The sequence below is a fragment of the Arthrobacter sp. ISL-48 genome, from assembly GCF_018613805.1.
Lineage (GTDB): Bacteria > Actinomycetota > Actinomycetes > Actinomycetales > Micrococcaceae > Arthrobacter.
The window spans coordinates 1,042,577-1,064,247 of sequence record NZ_JAGGPL010000003.1 but is presented as its reverse complement, the minus strand read 5'-3'; the positions used below and the strand labels follow the sequence as shown (position 1 = coordinate 1,064,247).

The following is a 21,671-nucleotide window of genomic DNA, read 5'->3' as shown; positions in this document are numbered from 1 at the left end:
GGCGAGCTTTTCCACCAGATAATGGTCGGTCAGGATGATGGCGCCGTCAGCACCGACAGCCTTGGAGTGCGCGTCGGACGTGACGGGGGCACCGGACTGGGTGGTCGATACAGAGATGTTCGCAGTCATTATTCTCCTATTTCTCGATTACTTGTGAATGATGTTCAGAAGGAAGTTTTTGGGACTGCTGGCAGTCCTGGCAGATGCCCTGGTACATGACGTCGGCGATCTGGATGGTCATCGGCTTGGAGTTTTCATCCCAGTGCGGGGTCAGGCACGGCGCATGGCCCACGGCGCACTCCACGTCTTCAACCCGGCCGCAGCTGATGCAGATCGCGTGGTGGTGGTTGTCACCCACGCGCGTCTCGTACAGGGCCGGTGAGTGCGGCGGCTCAAAGCGGCGCAGCATGTGCAGGTCCGTCAGGTCTCCCAGGACGACGTAAACGGACTGGGCGGTGAGCTCGGGGAGTTCGGCGCGCGCCGCGGCCAGGATGCTTTCCGCCGGGGAATGAGGGTGATGTTCGACGGCGGCCAGCACGGCCAGGCGCTGTTTGGTCACCCGGCGGCCGTGGGCACGCAGGGCGGCAGCCCATGCTTCGTGACCGCCAAAGTGTTCCGTCATGACTACATTGAAGCACTTATTATGAACATCTCACAATAAGGCTCGGTTAACCTTTTCCCGGACTAGGATTTGAAGAGGATCGATCCCCGGAGATGGAGGAGTGAACGTGCACAAGCATTACAACGGACTGAAGACCGCGGCGCTCTTTGGTGTGCTCTGGGCTGTGCTGCTCGGCCTTGGCGGGCTCATCGGGATCAACACCCGGAGCTCGGCGCCCATCTGGATCATGGCCGTCATTGGCGTGGCAACGACCTTCTACGGCTACTGGAACAGCGACAAGATTGCCATCAGGTCCATGGCGGCCTACCCCGTCACGGAAGCCCAGGCCCCGCAGCTGCACCAGATAGTCCGCGAGCTGTCCGTCCGCGCCAACCAGCCGATGCCGCGCATCTACCTCTCGCCCACCATGAACCCGAACGCCTTCGCTACCGGCCGGAATCCCAGGAACGCGGCCGTCTGCTGCACCGAGGGAATCCTGCAGCTGCTGGACGCCCGTGAACTCCGCGGTGTCCTGGGCCATGAACTCATGCACGTCTATAACCGGGACATTCTCACGTCCTCCGTGGCCGCCGCCGTCGCCGGTGTGATCACCTCCGTGGGGCAGATGCTGCTGTTCTTTGGTGGCGACCGGCGGAACTCCAACCCGTTCGCCATGCTGGCGATGGCGCTGCTCGCGCCCTTTGCAGCCTCGATGATCCAGCTGGCCATCTCCCGCACCAGGGAGTACGACGCCGACGAGGACGGTTCCCAGCTCACCGGCGATCCGCTGGCACTCGCCTCAGCCCTGCGCAAGATCGAGCAGGGGGTCAGGTTGGCGCCGCTACCGCAGGACCAGAACCTGGTGAACACCTCGCACCTGATGATCGCCAACCCCTTCCGCGGCGGCGCGATGACAAAGCTGTTCGCCACCCACCCGCCGATGAAGGACCGGATCTCCCGGCTCGAGCGGATGGCGGGCCGGGCGCTGAACTGAGGCCGGGACCAGAGTTTGCGTAACTTATGGCCGCGGCGACGATGCCACCAGTTAGCTGCGGAAGTTCACGAACTGCAGTGTAGTGATTGAGTGGCACTGGGATGCACTGTACATCGCTAGTTCCCGCGGTTTCCAAGGTTGGGTACAGTCGGCCAAAGTCGGGCGTTTGTGGACCTCCTGTGGACTTTTTGCGGACTGAAGGACCACCTGCGCCAGCCCGGCGAGCGTGGGGAACCACACCCTCACATCAAATGAGTCATAGGGTGCCCGGCGCTAAGCGCGCTGTAGTTGGCGTCCTTATCCGGAGAGTTTGCGGAGTGCTGCTGCGATGCGGTCTTTGTCGTAGCCGCCGCGTTGTGTTCCGGCTGCGATTTGAGCGATTTCGTCTTGCTGGTCGGGTGAGAATCGGTAGAGCCTGCCGATGGGGTCACAGGGCCATTCGCCGGTCTGTACTTTCCGGCGTACCGTGTCGTCTCCGATCCGGTACCTTTCGGCCATCTCCTGTGCTGTGGGTATGCGTCCGGGATGCGGCCCACGATCAGCCCACGTCCCTGGTGATGGTGGCCGGGGTGTACTTCTCCGGAGATTCTGCCGGCAATGAGTCCAGCCATTCCGCTAGGTCTTCGCGGCGAATGACGCCCTTGGTATTGGCGTAACGGGCGGCGAGGTTGCCGTCTGCGACGTGCTGCTTGAGGGTGCGGATGCTGTAGCCGCATTGTTCTGCGGCTTCCTCGAACGCGTAGGCCATTTTTTGGTTGGTCATGGCACCGATGCTCGGTGGATGCGGCAGTGATTAGTCACCCCGGCATCAACCCCGACTTTGAATCGTCGGTGACCCTGACCGGTCGCTGCGGCGAGTGCGACCTTCCCGCCAGCCCGCACGAATAAGTCCGGCGAATGGAATAAAGTGTGTGTAGAAGGGTCACGATGCGTTCGATTCCTCGTTTAGGGGTGGCGGGGTCCGGCCTTGAAAAGGGCTCAACAGGGCTTACGCGTTCGTCATCATGTGTGGTGTTCATGAACAGGAGTGCGTCGTCGGTGTCTGATTTGGTTGTTGAGGTGCAAGCGTTCGAGGGTGCCGGTGCGGCGCTTGCGAAGGCGGCGGAGGGTGTGAATTCCTCCGGAGCGGTGCTTGAGGGGGATCTGGGGCATCGGGATCTTGCCTGGGCACGCGGGGTGATCGATCGGGCCTGGTCCATCGACGGCCCGGCACTTCACACGATCTTGGGTGCTGACGGCCAAGAGGCCAGCAAAGCCGGGGCGGAGTTCTCCCGGGTGGATACGGCCCTGTCAGGGCAAGCAACGAACGGGAAGGCCTGAGTCATGGGTTTCGATGTGTGCAGGCAGGCGGACTGGTCTTTGCTGGGCTGCTCCGATCCCGCTCCGGGTAGTGTGGACGACGTGATGCGGATATCCGATGCCTGGGCGGGCAACGCGGGGAGGTTGACCGATGCCCAGGACGGTTTGACGCGCACGGTGATGACCGGCGCCGGGGCTGCCGTTACAGCGGTCAAGACGCTTCTTGACCGGGATGCCGCCCTGATCGGGGTGTACCGGGCCGCGTGCGAGGCCAACGCGAACGCCTTCCAAAGCTGGGCCACCAGCCTGTCCGGGTTTCAGGAGGAGGCAAACCGGCTTCGCAGCCAGGCCATGGAGGCTCACGACGAGGAACTCGCGGGCCACAAGATGATCGATGCAGGCAGGGAAGAACGCATCCATGCCGCCACGCAACGCTCGGCGGTCGAGGGATTTCTCCAGGCCACGGTCGAAACAGTCGCCGCGCCCCTGATGGAAATCTTCTCCGATACCCGGGGCTATGCCATGGTCGCTGACGCCGGGCACCGGCTGGAGGACCTGCGCCGGAAGGCCGATGACCTGCGGCACCGCTACGACGCCGAAGGTAAGCGTGTGGCGGCCCTGATCCTGATCCTGATGCCCGATGCCGGGCTGGCAGCCAAGCAAGCAGGCCGGGGCGCCGTCATTCCCTTCGGTGGCGGCGCGCTGGCAGCGCTGCTGGCACCAAAGAACGACCCGCGGACGGTGTCCCTGAACACCCTCTACGACAAAGCCTCACACGGGGACGCCGGTGCCGGGCAGGACTACCTGGCACTGCTGGCAACCTTCACCCACGCCGAACTGGTGATCTACGGGATGAACAACCCGGACCGGGCCCGCTACCCGTTGCCTGGACCAAACGCCACCGCCCGCACCAAAACCTGGTGGGCGAACCTCAGCCCCGATGCCCAGGCACTGCTGACCGCGACGGTGCCCGGGATCATCGGCAACCTCAACGGCATCCCCTACAGTGCCCGGGACAAAGCCAACCGTCAACTCCTCCAAATCCTCACCATCAACCCGCCCGCCGATGAGAACACCCGCAAGGCCATCGAAGGCATCAACAAATCACTCACGGGCAGGAACGGCAAACCCGCATCGGACCGCTTTGTGGTTTCCTTCGATCTGAACCATGGCAAACCCCTCGCGGCCGTGGCGATCGGGAACCTGGACACCGCCGGGAACGTGACCTGGAACGTGCCCGGCATGGGCACCACCGTGACCCCGGGTGGCATCGATGCCTGGACCACCGGAGCCCAAGCGATCTATGACCAGCAACGAGAAGTGCTGAGAGTTTCCGGCCCTGCCGGGATGACGAACGCCGTGGTGTCCTGGGTCGGGTATGACACCCCCGAGATGTTCCCCAGCATGGAAGTGTTCTCCGGCGACAAGGCTTGGGCCGGGTCGGACAAACTCGCAGCGGCCCTGGACGGGTTCCACGAAACCCGGAACACCGGCAACGGTGCGGGGGTGCCCAAGGTCAACGTCCTGGCCCACTCCTACGGCACCACCACGGCCGCGTACGCCTTGACGAAAACGGTGCACAACGTGGACACCATGACGTTCATCGCCTCAGCAGGCATCGACAAGAACGCCGTCCCGGATGCTGCGGCACTGCACGTGGCAGCGGGGGCGGACGACACCCCGGCAGTGTTTGCAACCCAGGCCGCCTTGGACGTGGTTGCGCCCGTGGGGATCGGCGGCTCAGTCCTGGGCGGGGCGGGCGTGGCCGTCGGGGACTGGATTACAGACCCCATCGGAGCGGCTGAGCGGTTTGTGGACACGGTCACCGGCCATAAGCCACAGCAAATGCGTGTCGCCCCGACCATGCCCGGCCTCTGGCCAGGAGCACACGTATTCTCCTCTGATGGCGGCTTCGACCCCGGCAGCGGTGAGTCGATGGAGAACACCGATGGACACCAGACCACAGGCGATGGTCCGTGGGGACCGGTAAACGCTTCGACTGGGCATGGCTACTTCGAGCAGAAAACCGAATCACTGCAAAACATTGCGTTGTCAACCACCGGCCACGGAGACAAAATCCAGCCCTCGTCATGGATACGGATCACCACCCACGACGGCGGGAAGCCCCAACAAATCTACCCGGAGCCAGCAAAATGACCCCTCGAAAAAGCCACTCGCTCACGCACGCTTGGATCCGAACACCGGGACGATACAGGAGCGCTGCACCTGCCTTGGTGCTCGCCTCAATCTTGCTGCTCGGCATCACCGGCTGCACCATCCTGCCAGGAGGAAATGGAACCATGAGATCGGACTCGGAACACCCTTTCGACGGCACAAGAACCGCAGAAGCCGTTGAAAAAGACTTCTATGACACCATCGATGACACCATCCGGGAAACCGGGCTTGCCTTCCCAACCTGGGACCGGGCAACCGAGGACGGCGTCATGCTGACCACCTGTGCGGTCGGATCCAAGATGGGCAACAGGTTTTCCATCACCCTTGACGGCGGCGCGATACAGGACCCGAAAGCCGCTGTGGAGAAGATCCAGGCCTACTGGGAATCCAAGAACTGGACCATAGAGACGATCTTCGACCACACTGACGCCCCCAACCCCGGCATGCAGATAGCAGCGAAATCCCCTACCGGGATCGAGGTTGTTTACAACCCCATAAAGAACAACACCAACCCCGAAAAAACAACGGAGTGGTCAATGCTCCGTGCGCAAAGCGACTGCACCCTGGACCCCTCCCTCGATGGGGTACCAACGCCAAAAACCGAGCAGTAGCCAGCATTAGAACCAGGGTCAATCGGCTCGACAAGGGGCCCGGTCTCGTTCGCTCGTTGGACCCCATCGGAGCGACTAAATGGTTTGTGTACACGATCGCCGGGACAAGCCTCAACAAGCGTTTGTCGCCCCCGACCGTGTCCAGCTTCTGGGAGTGGAGCAGCGACGAATCCAAAGCCGACAGGGGACGGCGGATGGGTTCGGTTCAACGCCACACGAGGAATGGAGACCGGATCTTTCAGCGGTAACCATCGCCCCCAGTGGACCACAGCAAACCTGCCCGGAGCTAACAGATTGAACCCTGAAAGAACCTTGACAACAAACCCCGGACGCCGGCTTCAGGCCGGTACGCCTGAGCCTGGCCGGACGGGAAACGCCCGCAGAGACTTCAGTGTCAGGACCGCGCTTCCCGCGCTGGTTCTCGCCGCCGCTGTACTGGCCGGAACCACCGGATGCACCATCATGCCAGGAGGATCAGCACCTATGACCACGGACTCGGAACACCCTTTCGACGGCACGAGAACCGCAGAAGTCGTTGAAAAAGACTTCTATGACACCATCGATGACACCATCAAACAAGCCGGGCTTGCCTTCCCAACTTGGGACCGTGCAACCGAAGACGGCGTCATGCCCACGTGTGCGGCCGGGAGGAAGGCGGGCAACAAGTTTTCCATCACCTTGTGGGGCGGGTCGAGCCCGGACCCGAAAGCCGCAGTCGAGAAAATCAAGGTCTACTGGAAATCCAAAGGCTGGAAGATCGGGAACATATTCGACGAGACCGACGCCCCCAACCCTGGCATGCAGATCGGAGCGACGTCCCCGACCGGCATCCTCGTGGTATTCGGCCCCACCAAAAACGCCATTGGTCCCCAAGATAAAGCCGATTGGACCATGATCCAAGTCGAAAGTGACTGCACCCTGGACCCCTCCCTCAACGGCGTGCCGACCCCGAAAACCGCACAATCGAGGTAGAAGCACCCTCAGTCCACGATGGGCGGGCCGAACTCGAGGCGCTCGTCCCTGAGGGCTGGGAGCTCCAACTCATCAAGACGGAGAACTAGGCCATGGCTGAAGAGGTGCAGCGCCGTTTCTGACGGTCGAGCAGGTCGCCGATGAACTCAGCGTCGGGATGCCACTCGTGCGGGCTCTGCTGAAGTCAGGGGAGCTTCGCGGGCTTCAGGTAGGCGCCCGGGGCCTCTGGCGTATCGCCTCTGCTGATCTGGAGGCTTACATCAGCCAGGCGTATTGAACCACTGCCGAGAAGATCGAAGCTGGCGAAATCCTGATGAGGATCCGGAGACCTAGGTCTCATCGTCGCAGGGTTCGCCGGCACCGGAAGCCGTCCCGATGGATCTCGCAACTTCCCGGGTGGGGTGCTGGGGGCTGAGGGCTTCAAATCCCGACTGAGATTGTCATCTTCCGTGCAAGTCGAAGTGGAAGTCGCACGTCGGGTGTAGCATCCGATTGACGGGCAAGAAATACCCGTGACGCTATTGGGGAAGTGATCATGTCGGTACTTGCGCGCGCTCTGCGTGTGACTGTTCATGCGCGGGCCAGGTCTAGAAATGCCGGCGGGCTCCCTCAATTGCGTTCTTCACCGCACCCCACTCCGCACGCTTCGCATCGCATCGCTCGGCGGCCGGGTGTCCTATGAAAAGGACTCTCATGAGCCAAACCCCCAACCTCGCGCCCTATCCTCAGGCAGACGCCTACGGGCAGCCTCAGATAAGCAGTAAGTCGTTCCTTACGACGTGGCTGCTGTCCCTCCTGCTCGGCGTACTAGGTGTTGACCGTTTCTACCTCGGCAAGGTCGGCACAGGCATCCTCAAGCTCGTCACCATTGGGGGCCTGGGTATCTGGGCCCTTATCGACCTCATCCTGATCCTCACTAACAAGGCACGCGACAAGCAGGGCCTACCGCTGGAGGGTTACGACAAACACAAAAAGATCGCCTTGATAGTGTCGGCCGCCTTCATTGTGCTCAGCATTATCATCAATGCTGCCCGCGGCGGTTCCACGCCAACCACCACACCGGCTGTTGTTCCCGCAAATGAAGCCGCTGCTCCCGTCGCCGCTGCTCCCGTCGCCGCAGCTCCCGCAACGCAGGCGGCGCCGGCTGCCGCGAAGACCTGGACCAAGGTTGCTGAACTGGCCGGTTCCGCTGACAACGCCAGTCAGACGTTCGCCCTGTCTGGCGCTGACGCCCGCCTGGTCTACACCTTCACGGGTGGTAAGGAACTCAACGGTAGCTCCATGGCTCTCGCGTCCATCTACCTGGTGGAGGAAGGCAAGGATCTAACGAAGGACGGTGGCCTGCCAGCGAAGTTGCTTCAGAAGGATGAGTCGGGTGAAACTGCCGTGCACAAGAGCAAGGGCAGTTATTACCTTGACGTGAAGGCAGCCAACTTTGATTCATGGACTATCTCGGTCGAAGAGAAGAAGTAGCGTCTAGCTTCATGGCAGAGAAGAGCCCTGCTTCGCTTAGTGAAGCAGGGCTCTTCTGTCGCAAATGGCGGCACGGGTGCTTTCGGTTAGAGCGAGCCATTACCATTCAGGTCGTCCCCGCAGCCTTGAAGACCTTCGCGGAACCACTTATTGGCCGAAATAGTCGAGCGCGGCTTCTACTTCCTGGGTCTTGGCAGGACAAAAGTAGGCGTTCGTCAGCCGGACGACGTCAATAACGGCTGCTAGCTGCGGAAGTTCACGAACTGCAGGTCAGCCTCGTCGAAGTCCTTCAGCAGCGCCATGACGGCCTGCAGGTCGTCGCGGGATTTGGATGAAACTCGGAGCTCGTCGCCCTGGATCTGGGACTTGACGCCTTTGGGGCCCTCATCCCGGATCTTCTTGTTGATCTTCTTGGCCAGGTCCTGCTCGATGCCCTCCTTGATGGAAGCCTCCAGCCGGAACTCCTTGCCGGAGGCGTAGGGCTCTCCGGTGTCCAGGGACTTGAGGGAGATGCCGCGGCGGATCAGCTTGGACTGGAGGACGTCCAGCACGGCGAGGACCCGTTCCTCCGAGTTGGCCTTCATAAGGATCTTCTCGCCGCTGAAATCGACCTCGGCGCCGACGCCCTTGAAGTCGTAGCGCTGGACCAGTTCCTTCTGCGCCTGGTTCAGTGCATTCGCAACTTCCTGTTTGTCCACTTTGCTTACGACGTCGAACGTTGACTCGCCTGCCATGACTCTCCTTGTGCTGGTGGGTGCCCGCTCGGGCTGCGCCTCTTGAGTTGCGCAGGCCTCCAAGGGGGCGTGGATACCTGCATTCCAGCCTAGTACGGATGCCTCCGTTGTGAAGTTGTTTCCGCGTTCACAGTTCGTTCATAGCGGACGTATGGCGGGAACGAAGCTCGGACGCGGAGAGTTGGAGGAGTTGGAAGATGCCTGAAGGGAAAGCAGATGCACCGCAAAGCCGTCCATTACGTCACTCGAACCACCTCTGTGGCTGCAGGGGCAGTTGCAACTGCGGCCACGTCGGTCGCGGCTGCAGCGGTGGCCGCGTCCATCATCCTCAGCCCCGTGGCCGACGCCTCCGCCCGCATGGACGGCGTCAGCGAGGACCTGCTGCGCGCGGTACAGCTGAACCAGATCACTGAAGAGCAGGCTGTTAAATTCGAGGCGCGGCTGGCGGGCCGGATCCTCGGCGGGGCCTGATTTCCAGCACCTGCCTGCCCGTACTCCAGGGCTTTTTGGGGCCATGGAGCCTCGATTCGATTCTTCGGCGGAAGTTCTGTAAAGTTGTCTTGCCCGCGGTTACTGGAAGCGGAACGGCCCGGAAACGGACGTTCTGAAGACTGCAGCCGGGGGTGATCTTCTTTTGAAGTTCGGCAGATTACCCGAGCGGCCAAAGGGGGCTGACTGTAAATCAGCTGGCAACGCCTACGGGGGTTCGAATCCCTCATCTGCCACCCAAGAAAAGCCTCCGGAACCTGATGGTTCCGGAGGCTTTTTCGTGCCCTGGAGGCCAGCACCGGCGCAGGCCTGGCCTTGTCCGCGGTTCTTTGCCTTGAAGCTTCTGAACCGCGGACAAGCCTTAGGAAATTAATTCAGCGCGATCAGCAGCATCTGGCTGGTGCCCGGGATGCAGGTCTGCAGGATAGCCCGGGGGAAGCCGCCGAAGACTGAGATCACGTCGTTGGTGGTTCCGGGATTCGGGACCTGGCCCCGGGCCGTGGCGGTGAACGTTCCGTAACCTGGGATGCTGACCGTCTCACCTACCCCGATGCCGGAGAAGCGGGCCCAGCCGCCGCAGAAGTCATGTTCCGTGATGAACAGCGAGTAGCCGTCATTCGGGGTGTAGTGAATGGGGCCGATGCAGGCATCCACCATGGACTGGCCGCCAGAGCCCGCGACATAGATGGTCCGGACAGCCGGAGCCGCCTGAACCAGGGCAGGAGCCGGCGCCGGGGCCGCCGGTGCAGGTGCAGGGGCCGGCGCGGGAGCAGGCATGGCGACGGCGGGACCGGTCAGCTTCAGGGTCTGTCCGGGGACGATGATGCTGGACCCCGACAGGCCGTTGGCTGCCAGCATGGCATTGAGGTCCACGCCGAAGCGCGCCGCGATCGATCCCATCGAATCCCCGGCGACCACCGTGTACAGGTTGGCGTCACCGGCAGGCGGCGCGGGTGCAGGTTCGGGAGCCGGTGGGGGCGGTGCCGGGGCCGGAGGTGCCTCGGCCGGCGCGGCGACCGGGGCCGCGGCTACCTCCGCAGGCGCCTCTTCTTCAATGACCGTGCCCGGGGCACTCGTGCCCACATCAGGTTCGACGAGGGGCAAAGCGACTAAAGGCCTGACTTCGCGCACCACCGGAGCAGCCACCGTCGCGGCTTCTGCTGCCGGTGTGCGGACGGGGCCTGTCAAGGCACCAATGCCGACAGCAGCCACAACTGCAGCGCCAACCATGCCGGCCCAGAGTTTGTTGCTGACTGGCCGGCGGCCGGGGGTCAGTCCGGCCCTGGGGACATCGGTTTCAAAGTTCCTGCGAGGTGGTTCCGGGGATTCCGGTTTCTGCTGATACATGGATGGCCCATCGAGGTTCGGTCCGGAAGCGGCATCATCCAGGAGGATGCGCCAACAAGATTCGGCCCTAGGACTTTCGAGTCTAGGAATGGCGCATGGCCGCGGCACGAGTAGGGAATACCCGAGTTTTTCCTTGGGCTACTTGACCAGGCGGCGGCTTCTACTCAAGCTCTCCGCGCGCGACTACTTGCCCACAGGCGGCTGCGGCGCCCGCCGAGTCCGGCTGGCCACAAGGTTGTTACTGGCGGGTAACATGGATGCATGCACCTGCTCCTGCGAACCCTCCTGATGCTGTTCACCTCGCGCCGCCGCTCTGCGCTGAGCATCTGGGACGCTTCGTCTCTGCCGCTGCGGGTCCTTCCCACCGACATCGATATCGCCATGCACGTGAACAACGGCATGTACTTTTCGCTGATGGACCTGGGGCGGTTCGACCTCATGGTCCGTAGCGGGGTGTGGAAGAGGATGCGCCAGCGCGGCTGGAGCCCGGTGGCTGCGGGGGAGACCATCGCCTTCCGCAAGTCCCTGCAACTGTGGCAGCAGTACACCATCGAGTCCAGGATCATCGGGCTGGATGCGAAGGCCATATATTTTGAGCAACGCATGGTGGTCGACGGCGAGATCTACGCCCGTGCCCACATTGCCACCCGTCTGGTCAGCAAGGGCAGGCCGGTTAGCCAGGAGGAGATCCTGAACGAGTTCGGCGAGCCCCCGACGGATTTGGAACTTCCTGAGTGGATCCATGAGTGGCGCCAGACAAACGCATTGCCCGGCAGCCGCGTGCCGGCACCCCACCTGTGGGAAACCAGGGTTTAGGCGAGATACAGCTAGGCGCCTACGTCGCGCCGGTTCAGCACGGCCGTCCCGAGCAAAACGAGGGCTGCCGAGATGCTCCACAGCCACCCGGCGGCCGCCCAATCGGCACCGTTGGACACAGGAGAGTTCCCATATGCCCAGTGATAGGGGCTCAGGTTCATCAGCCACTCCACGTCCGGGCTCTGCCGGCCCACGGCATTGAAAACGTAGCCGAGGACGCCAACCGCGGCTCCGGCCGCCAGTCCATAGGTGCGCCGGCCTGAGATGGCGCCGACGCAAAGTGCGGCTGTTCCGCTCAGGAGGGCAAGTCCGGCGAAAAGGACTGCCGCGCCGAACAGGTACTCCGGCCTGATGCCCAGTTGGGCCGGATCATTGAGTAGCCGGACGAGGATAAACACCAGAGCCGCGAGCAGCAGCACCCTCAGCAACACGGCGAGTGCCCGCTCCAGCACCACCTGCGTGCGTGTCACGCCGTGGGCGAGGGTGAGTTCAAGCTGGCCGGACTCCTCGTCACCTCCGACGGCTGCCGCGCCCCAGGAAACGGACGCGATAGTCATCAGCAGGAAGCCGAGCAGGCCGAACAAAGTCGCCTGCGTGTAGCCGGGGCCGGTGGCGATCTGGTCATAGTTCAACGCCTTGGTCATTTCCGCAGGCAAGGCGTCGATCATGTCCTGCATCTGGGCGCTTCCGCCGATGGACGGGTACAGCGGCAGGTACAAGAAGATGGCCGCGGCCAGGCCGGCGCCCCAGCCCAGCGTGGAGCGCCAGGAATCAAAGAAGGCCCGGCGGAACAACGGTAGTGACGTCTTCATGACGCGTCACCGACAGGACTCGAGTACATCTTCAGGACCGATTCCTCAAGATCCGGCTCATCCAGCACCAGGTCCGTGAGCTGGAGGGAGCCGAGCATCCGGACCAGCGGCTGGATGGAACCTTCCAGGGTGGCGGCAACCGTGACGCCGCCGTCGCCCGAATCAAGCACCTCAACATGACCGACGCCGGGCACACTGCCCAGCAGCGCGCCGGCGTCGTGCGCTGTTATTGCGCTCGCCGTAAGCCGCAGACGGCGCACGGCGCCTTCCCGCAGGCCGCTGACGCTTTCCACCGCGACGATCCGGCCGTCCCGGAGGATGGCCACAGTGTCTGCGGTCTGCTGGACCTCGCTGAGGACGTGCGAACTCAGGAAAATGGTCTGGCCCTTGTGCTGCGCTTCCCGCATCATGGCATGGAATTCCTGCTGGACCAGGGGGTCCAGGCCGCTCGTGGGTTCATCGAGGACGAGCAGCTCGGGATCGTGCATGAAGGCCTGGATCAAGCCGAGTTTCTGTTTGTTGCCCTTGGACAGCTTGCGGGTGTGCCGGTCCAGGTCCAGTCCCAGCCGCTCGGCCAGCCCGTCGATCCGGCCGGGCGCTACCGGGCCGCTGATGGCCTGGTAATGGGCCAGCAGTTTGCGGCCTGTCACCCGGCCCTCGAGGAAAAGCTCGCCCGGAAGATAGCCGATCCGGCGTCGGAGAGCTGGCCCGCCCTCCCGGGGGTCCTTTCCCAGAACGCGCACTTCCCCGTCAGTGGGGCGGATGATGTCCAGCAAACACCGCATGGTGGTGGTTTTGCCTGCACCGTTGGGGCCGATCATGCCGAAAATGGAGCCGGTCTCAACCATGAAATCGACGCCGTGCAGCACCTCGCGGCGGCCGAACCTCTTAGTGAGGGACCGGGTGGAGATCGCGTGGGCCATCCGACCTCCTGAATTCCATCCGGCGTCTGCTGACCCAAGACTAGGCCCCGCGTTGCCCGGTGTACACGTCCGCGGTGGTTATTCCCGATGACGCGTGAAGCGAACAGCCCGGCCCCGGCCACGACATCCCCGGCGCCCTCGCGTACCGTTGACATATGGCTACCGTTGACATCACAGGTGAACAGTTCGCGTCGACCATCGAGGGCAACGACATTGTCCTGGTGGATTTCTGGGCTGAATGGTGTGGTCCCTGCCGCCAGTTCGCGCCGACGTACCGTACCGTCTCCGAGAAGCACGCCGACGTCGTGTTTGCGAAGGTGGACACCGAGGCCGAGCAGCAGCTCGCTGCCGAGGCCGGCATCACGTCCATCCCCACGCTGATGGCCTTCCGCGAAAAGGTGCTGGTCTTCTCCCAGCCTGGTGCCCTGAATGCCCAGCAGCTCGAACAAGTCATCGACGCCGTCAAGGCACTCGACATGGAGGAAGTGCACGCCCACGTGGCGCGCTCGCAGGCCGAGGCCGCCGCGGCGGCAGGCCAGGGCGCAGCACCTGGCGGCCAGGACGGGTCCCAGATCCCCGAGGCTTGATCCCTCAAACTCCAACGCGGGGTCGCTTCCCGCCCATAAACTTCGGTTCATGGGCGGGAAGTGACCCCGCGTCGTTTCTTGGCAGAGAAGGCTAGAGGCGTACCAGCTGGACAGGTTCGGCCAGCAGGGCGCTCAAGGATTCGTTCAGGTCCTGGACGGCAGTGCCCTTTGAGTGCTTTGCCAGATCCTCCTCGGAAGCCCACTGCTCGGTCAGGACCAGCTTCTCCTCGGTGGCCTCCGTCAATTCGTACCGGAGGCAGCCGGGCTCATTGGTCACCTCGTCAATGGCGATTTCCAGGGCGAGCTTCACACGGAAAAACTCGCCGTCGTTGGGGATGAACGTTGCCTGCAGGTCGATGGGTGCACTCATGGATTTCACAATACCGGCCACAGCACGCCCACCCCGCCGTCTTTACGCCGAACACCTGCTTGCGCTTCTCATGTGCTTTCCTTGCTGAAGGCCTGTTGGTAGCGTGCCATCATGCGCGCATACACAGCCGGGGACACTGACGTCCCGCTGCTCGAGGAAACCATCGGCCAGAACTTTGAACGGGTGGTGGGCAGGTTTCCTTTCCACGACGCTCTGATTGAGGCGGCGCCGGTTCCGGGCGCTGACGCCCGCCGGTGGAGCTACACGAAGATGAACGACGACGTCGACAGGCTCGCGCGTGCGCTCCTCGCCCTGGGCGTCGCCAAAGGTGACCGGGTAGGCATTTGGAGCCCCAACTGCGCCGAGTGGACACTGCTCCAGTACGCCACTGCCAAGGCCGGCGCCATCCTGGTGAACGTGAACCCGGCCTACCGCGGTCACGAGCTGGAGTTTGTGGTGAAACAGAGCGGCATGCGGATGCTCGTGACGGCACCGACGGACCGGAACAGCGATTATGTGGCAATGGCGCGTAAGGCACTTGCAGGCTGCCCGGATCTGAAGGAGCTGGTTTTTCTGCCGGATGCCAGCGCCGACGGGCTCGATGCCGGAGTCCCTGAAAGTGACGCCGAACTGACGTACGCCGAGCTGCTCAAGCGGGCTGACGCCGTCGGGCATTCCGGGCTGAGGGCCCGTATGGCGGAGCTGGACCCTCACGATGCGATCAACCTCCAGTACACATCGGGAACCACCGGATTCCCCAAGGGCGCAACACTCACGCACCACAACATCCTGAACAATGGTTACTCCATCGGCGAGCTGCTGGGCTACACAGAGCACGACCGGGTGGTGATTCCGGTGCCGTTCTACCACTGCTTTGGCATGGTGATCGGCAACCTGAACGCGCTCAGCCACGGTGCGGCCACCATCATTCCGGGCCGGGGCTTCACCGCCTCGGCGGCGCTCGAAGCAGTCCAGGATTTTGGCGGGACGTCGCTCTACGGGGTGCCCACCATGTTCATCGCCGAGCTCGCGCTGCCGGATTTCACATCCTACGATCTGTCTACCCTCCGGACCGGAGTCATGGCAGGATCGACGTGCCCCATCGAGGTGATGAACCGGGTCATATCGGAGATGAACATGACGGATGTGGCCATCTGCTACGGGATGACCGAAACGTCGCCGGTGTCCACGATGACCCGCAACGGGGACACCCTGCAGCAGCGGACCGAAACGGTGGGCCGCACCATGCCCCAGCTGGAGAGCCAGATCATCGACCCCGGCTCAGGCGATGTGCTGGAACGCGGCCAGATCGGTGAATTGTGTACCCGCGGCTACGCCGTCATGGAGGGGTACTGGAACCAGCCGGAAAAGACGGCTGAGGCCATCGACGCAGACGGCTGGATGCACACGGGCGACCTCGCCCGCATGGACAACGACGGGTACGTGGTGGTCGAGGGCCGGATCAAAGACATGGTGATCCGCGGCGGCGAAAACATCTACCCCCGGGAAATCGAGGAGTTCCTGTATACCCATCCGTCCATCCAGGACGTCCAGGTGATCGGTGTCCCGGACACCAATTACGGCGAGGAACTGATGGCCTGCATCATCCTCAAGCCAGGAGCCGAGCCGCTGGACGCCGCTGCCGTTGCCGACTTCTGCCGCGGACGCCTGGCGCACTACAAGATCCCGCGGTACGTGGATGTCCGCGAGAGCTTCCCCATGACGGTGTCAGGCAAGATCCGCAAGGTGGAAATGCGCGAGGAAGCGGTAGCCCGGCTGGGGCTGTAAGTCCACACCCTCCTAAAGCAGCGCGGGACCTCAGTGGCGGCGGTGGTCCTGGATGGTCATCCGCGGGCCGAAGGCAGGTTTGCGGAAGCCGCTGAGTCCAAGCATGCGGACAACCCGCTGCCGGTGGCCCTTCCACGGTTCCAGCAGGGCCAGCATCCCGGCGTCGTCCGTCCGGCGTCCGGTCAGCGCCGCACCCACGTACGCGGCAAGATGGTAGTCGCCGACCGCAATCGAATCGGGGCAGCCGTGCGTCCGCTGAACCACTTCCGCTGCCGTCCACGCGCCGACGCCGGGAATGACCTGCATCTTGGCCGCAGCTTCGGCCGCGGGCAGCGCCGCCAGCCGTTCAAGCGCGACGGCGGATCGCAGCGCCCGCATGACGGCCGCCGAACGCTGCGGGCCCACTCCGGCCTTATGCCACTCCCAGGACGGGATCTGCAGCCACTGCACCGGAGTGGGCTGGACCAGAAGCCCGGACGGCGCGGACAGCCCGGCGGCCGGCGCGGCTGTACCGAAGCGGTACATGAGGTAGCGGTAGCCGCGCCGGGCCTCGATGACGGTGACCTTCTGCTCCAAAATGGTGGGCACGAGGGCGTCGATCACGCGCCCGGTGGACGGCAGCCGGATGGCGGGGTTCCGGCGTCGGGCTTCGCGGACCATCCGGGGGAGCGTGGCATGGAAGCCTGGCTCATCAAAGCCGGACCAGTCGTCGCCGGCTCCCAGCAGGCACGGCACGGCGGCGAGGGCGGAGGCGGAGCCCGGTCCCCAGGCCTGCGCGTCGACATACGGTTCAGCGCTGCCACCTGCGCTGTCACGGGCGCTGGTCAGGCGCAGGGTGACGGGACCGTCCGCCGTCGTAAAGGCAGTCCACAGACCGTCCGGCAGCAGCGAAAAGGAGGGATCTCCATTGCCCCGCAGCAGTGTGCCAAGCGTCTGGACGAGACTGAAGGGTCCGCCGGGATGCCAGCGCAGGGCTCCGTCCGCGCCGGCGGCCAGCCGTGCGGGGGCATCAACGATGGTCATGAAAACATCGTCCCACGCCCGGCTGACAAAGCCGCCCGCAAGGCGCAGCCGGCGCTGTCCGAACCCTATGGAAGTGGCCCTTATACCGGGGAGCGGTGAGGACTAGACTCCCAGGTGTGGCGCGGGCCACCGTGCCTTTCCCTTCGAACTGTCAGGTGAGCGCAATGGGTGGAGTGGTGCATTTTGAAATCCCCGCGGACGACCAGGAGCGGGCCAGGAACTTCTACAAGCAGGCCCTCGGCTGGCGCATAGACCCCATGCCGGAGATGGACTACAACGTGGTCATCACCACACCGATGGATGAGCAGACCGGCCGCCCCACCGAGCCCGGGGCCATCAACGGCGGCATGATGGCCAGGGAAGGTGAACTGACGAACCCCGTCATCACCGTGGACGTGGACGACATCGACACCACGCTGAAGACGGTGGAACAGCTCGGCGGTTCCGTCATTGCTCCCAAGAGTGCCATTCCGGGCATGGGCTCCTTCGCCTACTTCAAGGACACCGAGGGCAACATCCTGGGGCTCTGGGAAAACCAGCCGCCCGAACAGCCCGGAGCAGACGCTGCAGGGCCGGTGGGCTGACCAGCCAACCACGGCTCTGAACCGCCGGAAGGAGACAGTTCGGTGTGTTCTTCGGCCAGGACCGGTGCTGCACCGCACAATCTTCGCACCGGCGCCGGAAACCCGGGCCGTTGGGTGAGGCGACCGGAGGGAGACGGTAACTTTGTACCTATGAAGTACGCCCAGTCCATTCTGGACCTCATCGGCAATACCCCGCTCATCAGGCTCAACCACGTGACGGACGGCATCAAGGCCACTGTCCTGGTCAAGCTGGAGTACCTGAATCCCGGCGGGTCCATCAAGGACCGCATCGCGGCCAAGATGATCGAGGAGGCCGAACGCGATGGCAAACTTCAGCCGGGCGGAACCATCGTGGAGCCGACGTCCGGCAACACGGGCGTGGGCCTGGCCCTGGTTGCCCAGCAGAAGGGCTACAAATGCATTTTTGTGGTGCCTGACAAGGTGGGCGAGGACAAGCGGGCCGTCCTCCAGGCGTACGGCGCCGAAGTGGTGGTGACGCCTACCTCCGTCGCGCCGGACAGCCCGCAAAGCTACTACAGCGTGTCAGACCGGATCGTCTCTGAGACTCCGGGCGCCTACAAACCGGACCAGTTCTCCAACCCGGCCGCCCCGGGAAGCCACTACGAGTCCACCGGGCCCGAGATCTGGCACGATACCGACGGCAAGGTCACCCACTGCGTGATCGGTGCCGGCACCGGCGGTACGATCACAGGCACCGGCCGCTATCTCAAGGAAATCTCCGCTGACCGTCCGGAGTCCGACGGCGGCCGTGTCCGGATTGTCGGGGCCGACCCCGAGGGCTCGGTCTACTCAGGCGGCACGGGACGCCCGTACTTCGTGGAGGGCGTGGGCGAAGACATGTGGCCTGCGAACTACGACAAGTCCGTTCCGGACGAGGTCATCGCCGTCAGCGACGCTGATTCCTTCGCCATGACCCGGCGGCTGGCCCGCGAGGAGGGTCTTCTGGTGGGCGGCTCCTCCGGCATGGCCGTGGTGGCTGCGATGCAGACCGCCCGGGACCTGCCGGAGAGCGCCGTGGTGGTGGTGATCCTGCCCGATTCGGGCCGCGGCTACCTGGCAAAGATCTTCAACGACCAGTGGATGCGCTCCTACGGCTTCCTCTCCGGCGGCGAGGAATCCTCCGTGGGCGAGGTGATTAAGTCCAAGACCGGTGAGCTGCCTGACCTCGTGCACATCCACCCGAACGAGACTGTGCGTGACGTCATCAACATCATGAACGAATTTGGTGTCAGCCACATCCCGGTTCTCTCGCAGGAGCCTCCCGTGGTGATGGGGGAGGTCCTCGGTGCCGTGGACGAGCGGACCCTGACCTCCAAGCTGTTCCGCGGCGAGGCCAAACTGACGGACAAGATTTCCGAGCATATGGGACCAAAACTGCCGGTGATCGGCTCGCTGGAAACCATCTCGGCGGCCCGCGAGCTGCTCTCCGACGTGGACACCGTGATGGTGACGTTCGTCGGCGCCCCGGTGGGCATCCTGACCCGGCACGACCTCCTCGCCTACCTCAGCAACTGAACTGCTTCACCACTGAACAGGAGCAACATGTCTGTCTCTGAAAATCAAGGATTCAACACGCGCGCCGTCCACGCCGGCCAGGCTTTCGAGCCCCGCACCGGGGCCGTTGTCCCGCCGCTGCACTTCAGCTCCACCTACGCGCAGGACGGTATCGGCGGCCTCCGCGACGGCTACGAATACGGCCGCGGCGGCAACCCGACCCGCGATGCCCTGCAGGAACAGCTGGCGGCGGTCGAAGGCGGCACCCATGCCTTCTCTTTCTCCTCGGGCCTGGCGGCGGAGGATTCCCTGATCCGCGCCCTGATGCGCCCCGGGGACCACATTGTGCTCGGCAACGATGCCTACGGCGGCACCTACCGGCTCATCAACGGCGTGCTCGGCGAGTGGGGGATCGGCAACACGCCGGTGGACATGTCCAACCTCGACGCCGTCAGTGAAGCGGTGGCAGCCAACAAGACCAGTTTCGTCTGGGTGGAAACACCCTCCAACCCGCTGATGAAGATCACCGACATTCAAGCCCTGGCCAAACTGGCGCACGACGCCGGTGCCCTCCTGGTGGTGGACAACACCTTTGCGTCGCCCTACCTGCAGACGCCGCTCGCCCTTGGTGCCGACGTCGTAGTCCATTCCACCACCAAGTACATCGGCGGCCACTCCGATGTGGTGGGCGGCGCCATCGTGGTCAAGGACGCTGAACTGGCGGGAAAAATCGGCTTCGTGCAGTTCGCCGTGGGTGCTGTCTCCGGCCCCATGGACGCGTTCCTCACGACCCGCGGACTGAAGACCTTGGGCGTGCGGATGGACCGGCACAGCGACAACGCCCAGGCCGTGGCCGAATGGCTGCTCGAGCGCCCCGAGGTGGAGGCTGTGCTCTACCCGGGCCTGCCGAACCATCCCGGCCACGAGCTGGCGAAGAAGCAGATGAAAAAGTTTGGCGGCATGATTTCCGTCCAGTTCAAGGGCGGCGAGGCAGCTGCCCGCAAGGTTGCTGAGGCTACGTCCGTGTTCACGCTGGCGGAATCCCTGGGCGGCATCGAGTCGCTGATGAACTACCCCTCGGAAATGACCCACGCTTCGGTCAAGGGCACCGAGCTGGCTGTTCCCGTGAACCTGATCCGGCTGTCGTGCGGGATCGAAGACGTGGGGGACCTCATCGCGGACCTCGACCACGCCTTCACCTTCATCCAGTGACGGCATCTTCCCCGACAGTAGTGTCCGGAACCACCCGGCGCTGGATTGCGACGGCGGCGGGGGCAACCGCCGTCGTCATCGCCCTGGTGGTCCTGTACTCCTCCTACATCCCCCTCATGAACGACTTCGAGGTCTACTACTACGGGGGCAGCCGGGTACTCCAGACCGGCGAGACGGGCGTCAACGAGCTATACGCGTTCCGTGACGGGCTGCCGTTCACCTACCCGCCGTTCGCTGCACTTCTGTTTGCCGGGCTGGCGCTGCTGCCCATGGGTACCAGCAGCCTGGTTTTTATCACGACGGCGCTCGCGGGGGCCGCCGTCGTGGCCGCTTGGCTGGCCCGGCACTACTTCAGGCTCGGCGGGTGGCGCGAGTCCTTCACTGACTGGCGGTTCCGGACTGTGGCGCTCGCGGGGACGGCGGCCATCCTGCTGCTCGGCCCGTGGCGTGACACCTTCGACTTCGGGCAGATCAACATCATCCTGATGGGCCTGATCCTTGCCGACTTCGCCCTCTATGGAAAGGACCGGACGGGCCAGATCCGCTGGCCTGCCGGACTGCTGATCGGCATAGCAGCCGGGATCAAGCTCACGCCGCTGGCATTTGGCCTCTACTTCGTGGTGCGGCGCGACTTCAAGGCGTTGGGCTGGATGGCGGCTGGATTCTTCGGATCCATCGCCCTGGCGTGGGCCGTGCTGCCCAACGCCTCCCTGACCTTCTGGACCAAGATCCTGCCGGACACCGGCCGGATCGGGGGGCCCGCGTACCTGGACAACCTCTCAATCAAGGGCCTCCTGCTGCACGTCGGACTGCCGGATTCGGGCCTCACAACAGTGCTCTGGCTCGTGCTTTCGCTGGCATTGGCTGCCGTGGCGGCGTTGGTGATCAAGTGGGCCGTGGCCTCTGACGAGAACTTTGTGGCCGTCTCCGCCAACGCCGTGCTGATGCTGCTGGTCAGCCCTGTTTCCTGGTCCCACCACTGGGTGTGGATGGCGGTGGCGCTGCCGTCCATGGCCTTCGCAATGCACCGGGTGCCCTCCCGCCGCGGGAAGACACGCGCCGCCGGGTGGGCAATCGTTGCCTTTTCAGTGGTGGCCTTCTACCTCACTCCCAAGTACCTGGCAATGATGGCGGGCGCGCGGGAATGGGGCAAGGATCCGCAAACCCAATGGCAACTGGCGGTTACCAGCCTGGGCGTGCTGTGCGGCGTGGCGCTGTTGGTCTACTGGGCCGCCGCCTACCGGCCGTCCCGCTCAGTGTTGCGGCAGTCTCCCAGCTCCGCGAAGTGACACTTCAGGGCATCGTCTTGCCTTGAATCGGTATGGCTTTCTTCAAGAGAGTCAGCT

At 63.7% G+C, this 21,671-nt stretch carries 25 protein-coding genes and 1 tRNA gene; 16 read left to right on the top strand and 10 right to left on the bottom strand.

Annotated elements, in window-relative coordinates; all coding sequences use genetic code 11:
* Positions 1-129 (bottom strand): catalase (locus J7E83_RS21095; protein ID WP_251043666.1); only part of this gene is annotated, 129 nt, incomplete at its 3' end.
* 7 nt (positions 130-136) lie between these two features.
* Positions 137-622 carry a Fur family transcriptional regulator gene (locus J7E83_RS08820; RefSeq protein WP_214960908.1) on the bottom strand — a complete coding sequence of 162 codons (486 nt, stop codon included), beginning with the start codon at positions 620-622 and terminating at the stop codon, positions 137-139.
* Between the two features lie 106 nt (positions 623-728).
* On the opposite strand from J7E83_RS08820, the gene htpX reads away from it, so the two are divergent.
* The gene (htpX, locus tag J7E83_RS08815) at positions 729-1,595 is read left to right on the top strand and encodes a zinc metalloprotease HtpX (protein WP_214960906.1); all 867 of its coding nucleotides are present in this window, start codon (positions 729-731) and stop codon (positions 1,593-1,595) included.
* A 297-nt stretch (positions 1,596-1,892) separates the two neighbouring features.
* On the opposite strand, the gene J7E83_RS08810 is transcribed toward htpX, so the two are convergent.
* Together J7E83_RS08810 and J7E83_RS08805 are read right to left on the bottom strand one after the other, a co-directional pair.
* Positions 1,893-2,093 carry a hypothetical protein gene (locus J7E83_RS08810; RefSeq protein WP_214960905.1) on the bottom strand — a complete coding sequence of 67 codons (201 nt, stop codon included), beginning with the start codon at positions 2,091-2,093 and terminating at the stop codon, positions 1,893-1,895.
* A gap of 40 nt (positions 2,094-2,133) precedes the next feature.
* The gene (locus tag J7E83_RS08805; protein ID WP_214960903.1) at positions 2,134-2,358 is read right to left on the bottom strand and encodes a helix-turn-helix domain-containing protein; all 225 of its coding nucleotides are present in this window, start codon (positions 2,356-2,358) and stop codon (positions 2,134-2,136) included.
* 275 nt (positions 2,359-2,633) lie between these two features.
* Between J7E83_RS08805 and J7E83_RS08800 the strand changes: the two genes are divergently transcribed.
* From J7E83_RS08800 to J7E83_RS21090, 6 genes are all read left to right on the top strand, one after another.
* Positions 2,634-2,915 (top strand): hypothetical protein, encoded by a 282-nt coding sequence (locus J7E83_RS08800; protein WP_214960901.1) that lies wholly within the window; start codon positions 2,634-2,636, stop codon positions 2,913-2,915.
* A 3-nt stretch (positions 2,916-2,918) separates the two neighbouring features.
* Positions 2,919-5,051 (top strand): alpha/beta fold hydrolase, encoded by a 2,133-nt coding sequence (locus tag J7E83_RS08795; RefSeq protein WP_214960899.1) that lies wholly within the window; start codon positions 2,919-2,921, stop codon positions 5,049-5,051.
* 143 nt (positions 5,052-5,194) lie between these two features.
* Positions 5,195-5,680 carry a hypothetical protein gene (locus J7E83_RS08790; RefSeq protein WP_214960898.1) on the top strand — a complete coding sequence of 162 codons (486 nt, stop codon included), beginning with the start codon at positions 5,195-5,197 and terminating at the stop codon, positions 5,678-5,680.
* A gap of 312 nt (positions 5,681-5,992) precedes the next feature.
* Positions 5,993-6,652 carry a hypothetical protein gene (locus tag J7E83_RS08785; protein WP_214960896.1) on the top strand — a complete coding sequence of 220 codons (660 nt, stop codon included), beginning with the start codon at positions 5,993-5,995 and terminating at the stop codon, positions 6,650-6,652.
* A gap of 118 nt (positions 6,653-6,770) precedes the next feature.
* The gene (locus tag J7E83_RS08780; protein ID WP_285289329.1) at positions 6,771-6,929 is read left to right on the top strand and encodes an excisionase family DNA-binding protein; all 159 of its coding nucleotides are present in this window, start codon (positions 6,771-6,773) and stop codon (positions 6,927-6,929) included.
* Between the two features lie 416 nt (positions 6,930-7,345).
* Complete coding sequence (locus tag J7E83_RS21090; RefSeq protein ID WP_251043497.1) at positions 7,346-8,125, top strand: TM2 domain-containing protein; 780 nt, start codon at positions 7,346-7,348, stop codon at positions 8,123-8,125.
* A gap of 242 nt (positions 8,126-8,367) precedes the next feature.
* Here the strand turns inward: J7E83_RS21090 and J7E83_RS08770 are convergent, their stop codons facing one another.
* Positions 8,368-8,859: a YajQ family cyclic di-GMP-binding protein gene (locus J7E83_RS08770; RefSeq protein WP_214960893.1), complete on the bottom strand. Its 492-nt coding sequence runs from the start codon at positions 8,857-8,859 to the stop codon at positions 8,368-8,370.
* A 216-nt stretch (positions 8,860-9,075) separates the two neighbouring features.
* On the opposite strand from J7E83_RS08770, the gene J7E83_RS08765 reads away from it, so the two are divergent.
* Positions 9,076-9,330, top strand: coding sequence for a hypothetical protein (locus tag J7E83_RS08765; RefSeq protein ID WP_214960891.1), 255 nt, complete (start codon positions 9,076-9,078; stop codon positions 9,328-9,330).
* 172 nt (positions 9,331-9,502) lie between these two features.
* Positions 9,503-9,584, top strand: a tRNA-Tyr gene (locus J7E83_RS08760).
* Between the two features lie 133 nt (positions 9,585-9,717).
* On the opposite strand, the gene J7E83_RS08755 is transcribed toward J7E83_RS08760, so the two are convergent.
* Positions 9,718-10,695, bottom strand: a complete 978-nt coding sequence (locus J7E83_RS08755; protein WP_214960889.1) for a LysM domain-containing protein — start codon at positions 10,693-10,695, stop codon at positions 9,718-9,720.
* A 261-nt stretch (positions 10,696-10,956) separates the two neighbouring features.
* Here J7E83_RS08755 and J7E83_RS08750 point away from each other — a divergent pair, with 261 nt between their 5' ends.
* Positions 10,957-11,511: a thioesterase family protein gene (locus J7E83_RS08750; protein ID WP_214960887.1), complete on the top strand. Its 555-nt coding sequence runs from the start codon at positions 10,957-10,959 to the stop codon at positions 11,509-11,511.
* Positions 11,512-11,522: 11 nt separating this feature from the next.
* On the opposite strand, the gene J7E83_RS08745 is transcribed toward J7E83_RS08750, so the two are convergent.
* On the bottom strand, positions 11,523-12,323 hold the full coding sequence (locus J7E83_RS08745) for an ABC transporter permease subunit (protein WP_214960885.1): 801 nt from the start codon (positions 12,321-12,323) through the stop codon (positions 11,523-11,525).
* A complete protein-coding gene (locus J7E83_RS08740) occupies positions 12,320-13,246 on the bottom strand; it encodes an ABC transporter ATP-binding protein (RefSeq protein ID WP_214960883.1) in 927 nt (308 codons plus the stop codon). Before J7E83_RS08740 ends, J7E83_RS08745 begins: the two co-directional genes overlap by 4 nt.
* 155 nt (positions 13,247-13,401) lie before the next feature.
* Here J7E83_RS08740 and trxA point away from each other — a divergent pair, with 155 nt between their 5' ends.
* Positions 13,402-13,833: a thioredoxin gene (trxA, locus tag J7E83_RS08735; protein WP_214960881.1), complete on the top strand. Its 432-nt coding sequence runs from the start codon at positions 13,402-13,404 to the stop codon at positions 13,831-13,833.
* Positions 13,834-13,924: 91 nt separating this feature from the next.
* On the opposite strand, the gene J7E83_RS08730 is transcribed toward trxA, so the two are convergent.
* Positions 13,925-14,203, bottom strand: a complete 279-nt coding sequence (locus J7E83_RS08730) for a putative quinol monooxygenase (RefSeq protein ID WP_214960879.1) — start codon at positions 14,201-14,203, stop codon at positions 13,925-13,927.
* A 111-nt stretch (positions 14,204-14,314) separates the two neighbouring features.
* On the opposite strand from J7E83_RS08730, the gene J7E83_RS08725 reads away from it, so the two are divergent.
* Positions 14,315-15,991 carry an AMP-binding protein gene (locus J7E83_RS08725; RefSeq protein ID WP_214960877.1) on the top strand — a complete coding sequence of 559 codons (1,677 nt, stop codon included), beginning with the start codon at positions 14,315-14,317 and terminating at the stop codon, positions 15,989-15,991.
* 30 nt (positions 15,992-16,021) lie between these two features.
* Here J7E83_RS08725 and J7E83_RS08720 read toward each other — a convergent pair whose 3' ends face one another.
* Positions 16,022-17,014, bottom strand: a complete 993-nt coding sequence (locus tag J7E83_RS08720) for a DNA-3-methyladenine glycosylase (RefSeq protein ID WP_214960875.1) — start codon at positions 17,012-17,014, stop codon at positions 16,022-16,024.
* 164 nt (positions 17,015-17,178) lie between these two features.
* On the opposite strand from J7E83_RS08720, the gene J7E83_RS08715 reads away from it, so the two are divergent.
* The 4 genes from J7E83_RS08715 (at position 17,179) to J7E83_RS08700 (ending at position 21,614) form a co-directional block, all read left to right on the top strand.
* Complete coding sequence (locus J7E83_RS08715) at positions 17,179-17,598, top strand: VOC family protein (RefSeq protein WP_214961132.1); 420 nt, start codon at positions 17,179-17,181, stop codon at positions 17,596-17,598.
* Positions 17,599-17,748: 150 nt separating this feature from the next.
* Positions 17,749-19,134 carry a cystathionine beta-synthase gene (locus J7E83_RS08710; protein WP_214960873.1) on the top strand — a complete coding sequence of 462 codons (1,386 nt, stop codon included), beginning with the start codon at positions 17,749-17,751 and terminating at the stop codon, positions 19,132-19,134.
* A gap of 27 nt (positions 19,135-19,161) precedes the next feature.
* Positions 19,162-20,325, top strand: coding sequence for a cystathionine gamma-synthase (locus tag J7E83_RS08705; RefSeq protein WP_214960871.1), 1,164 nt, complete (start codon positions 19,162-19,164; stop codon positions 20,323-20,325).
* Positions 20,322-21,614 carry a glycosyltransferase 87 family protein gene (locus J7E83_RS08700; protein WP_214960869.1) on the top strand — a complete coding sequence of 431 codons (1,293 nt, stop codon included), beginning with the start codon at positions 20,322-20,324 and terminating at the stop codon, positions 21,612-21,614. The genes J7E83_RS08705 and J7E83_RS08700 overlap by 4 nt, the downstream gene beginning before the upstream one ends.
* The last annotated feature ends 57 nt before the right edge of the window (positions 21,615-21,671 follow it).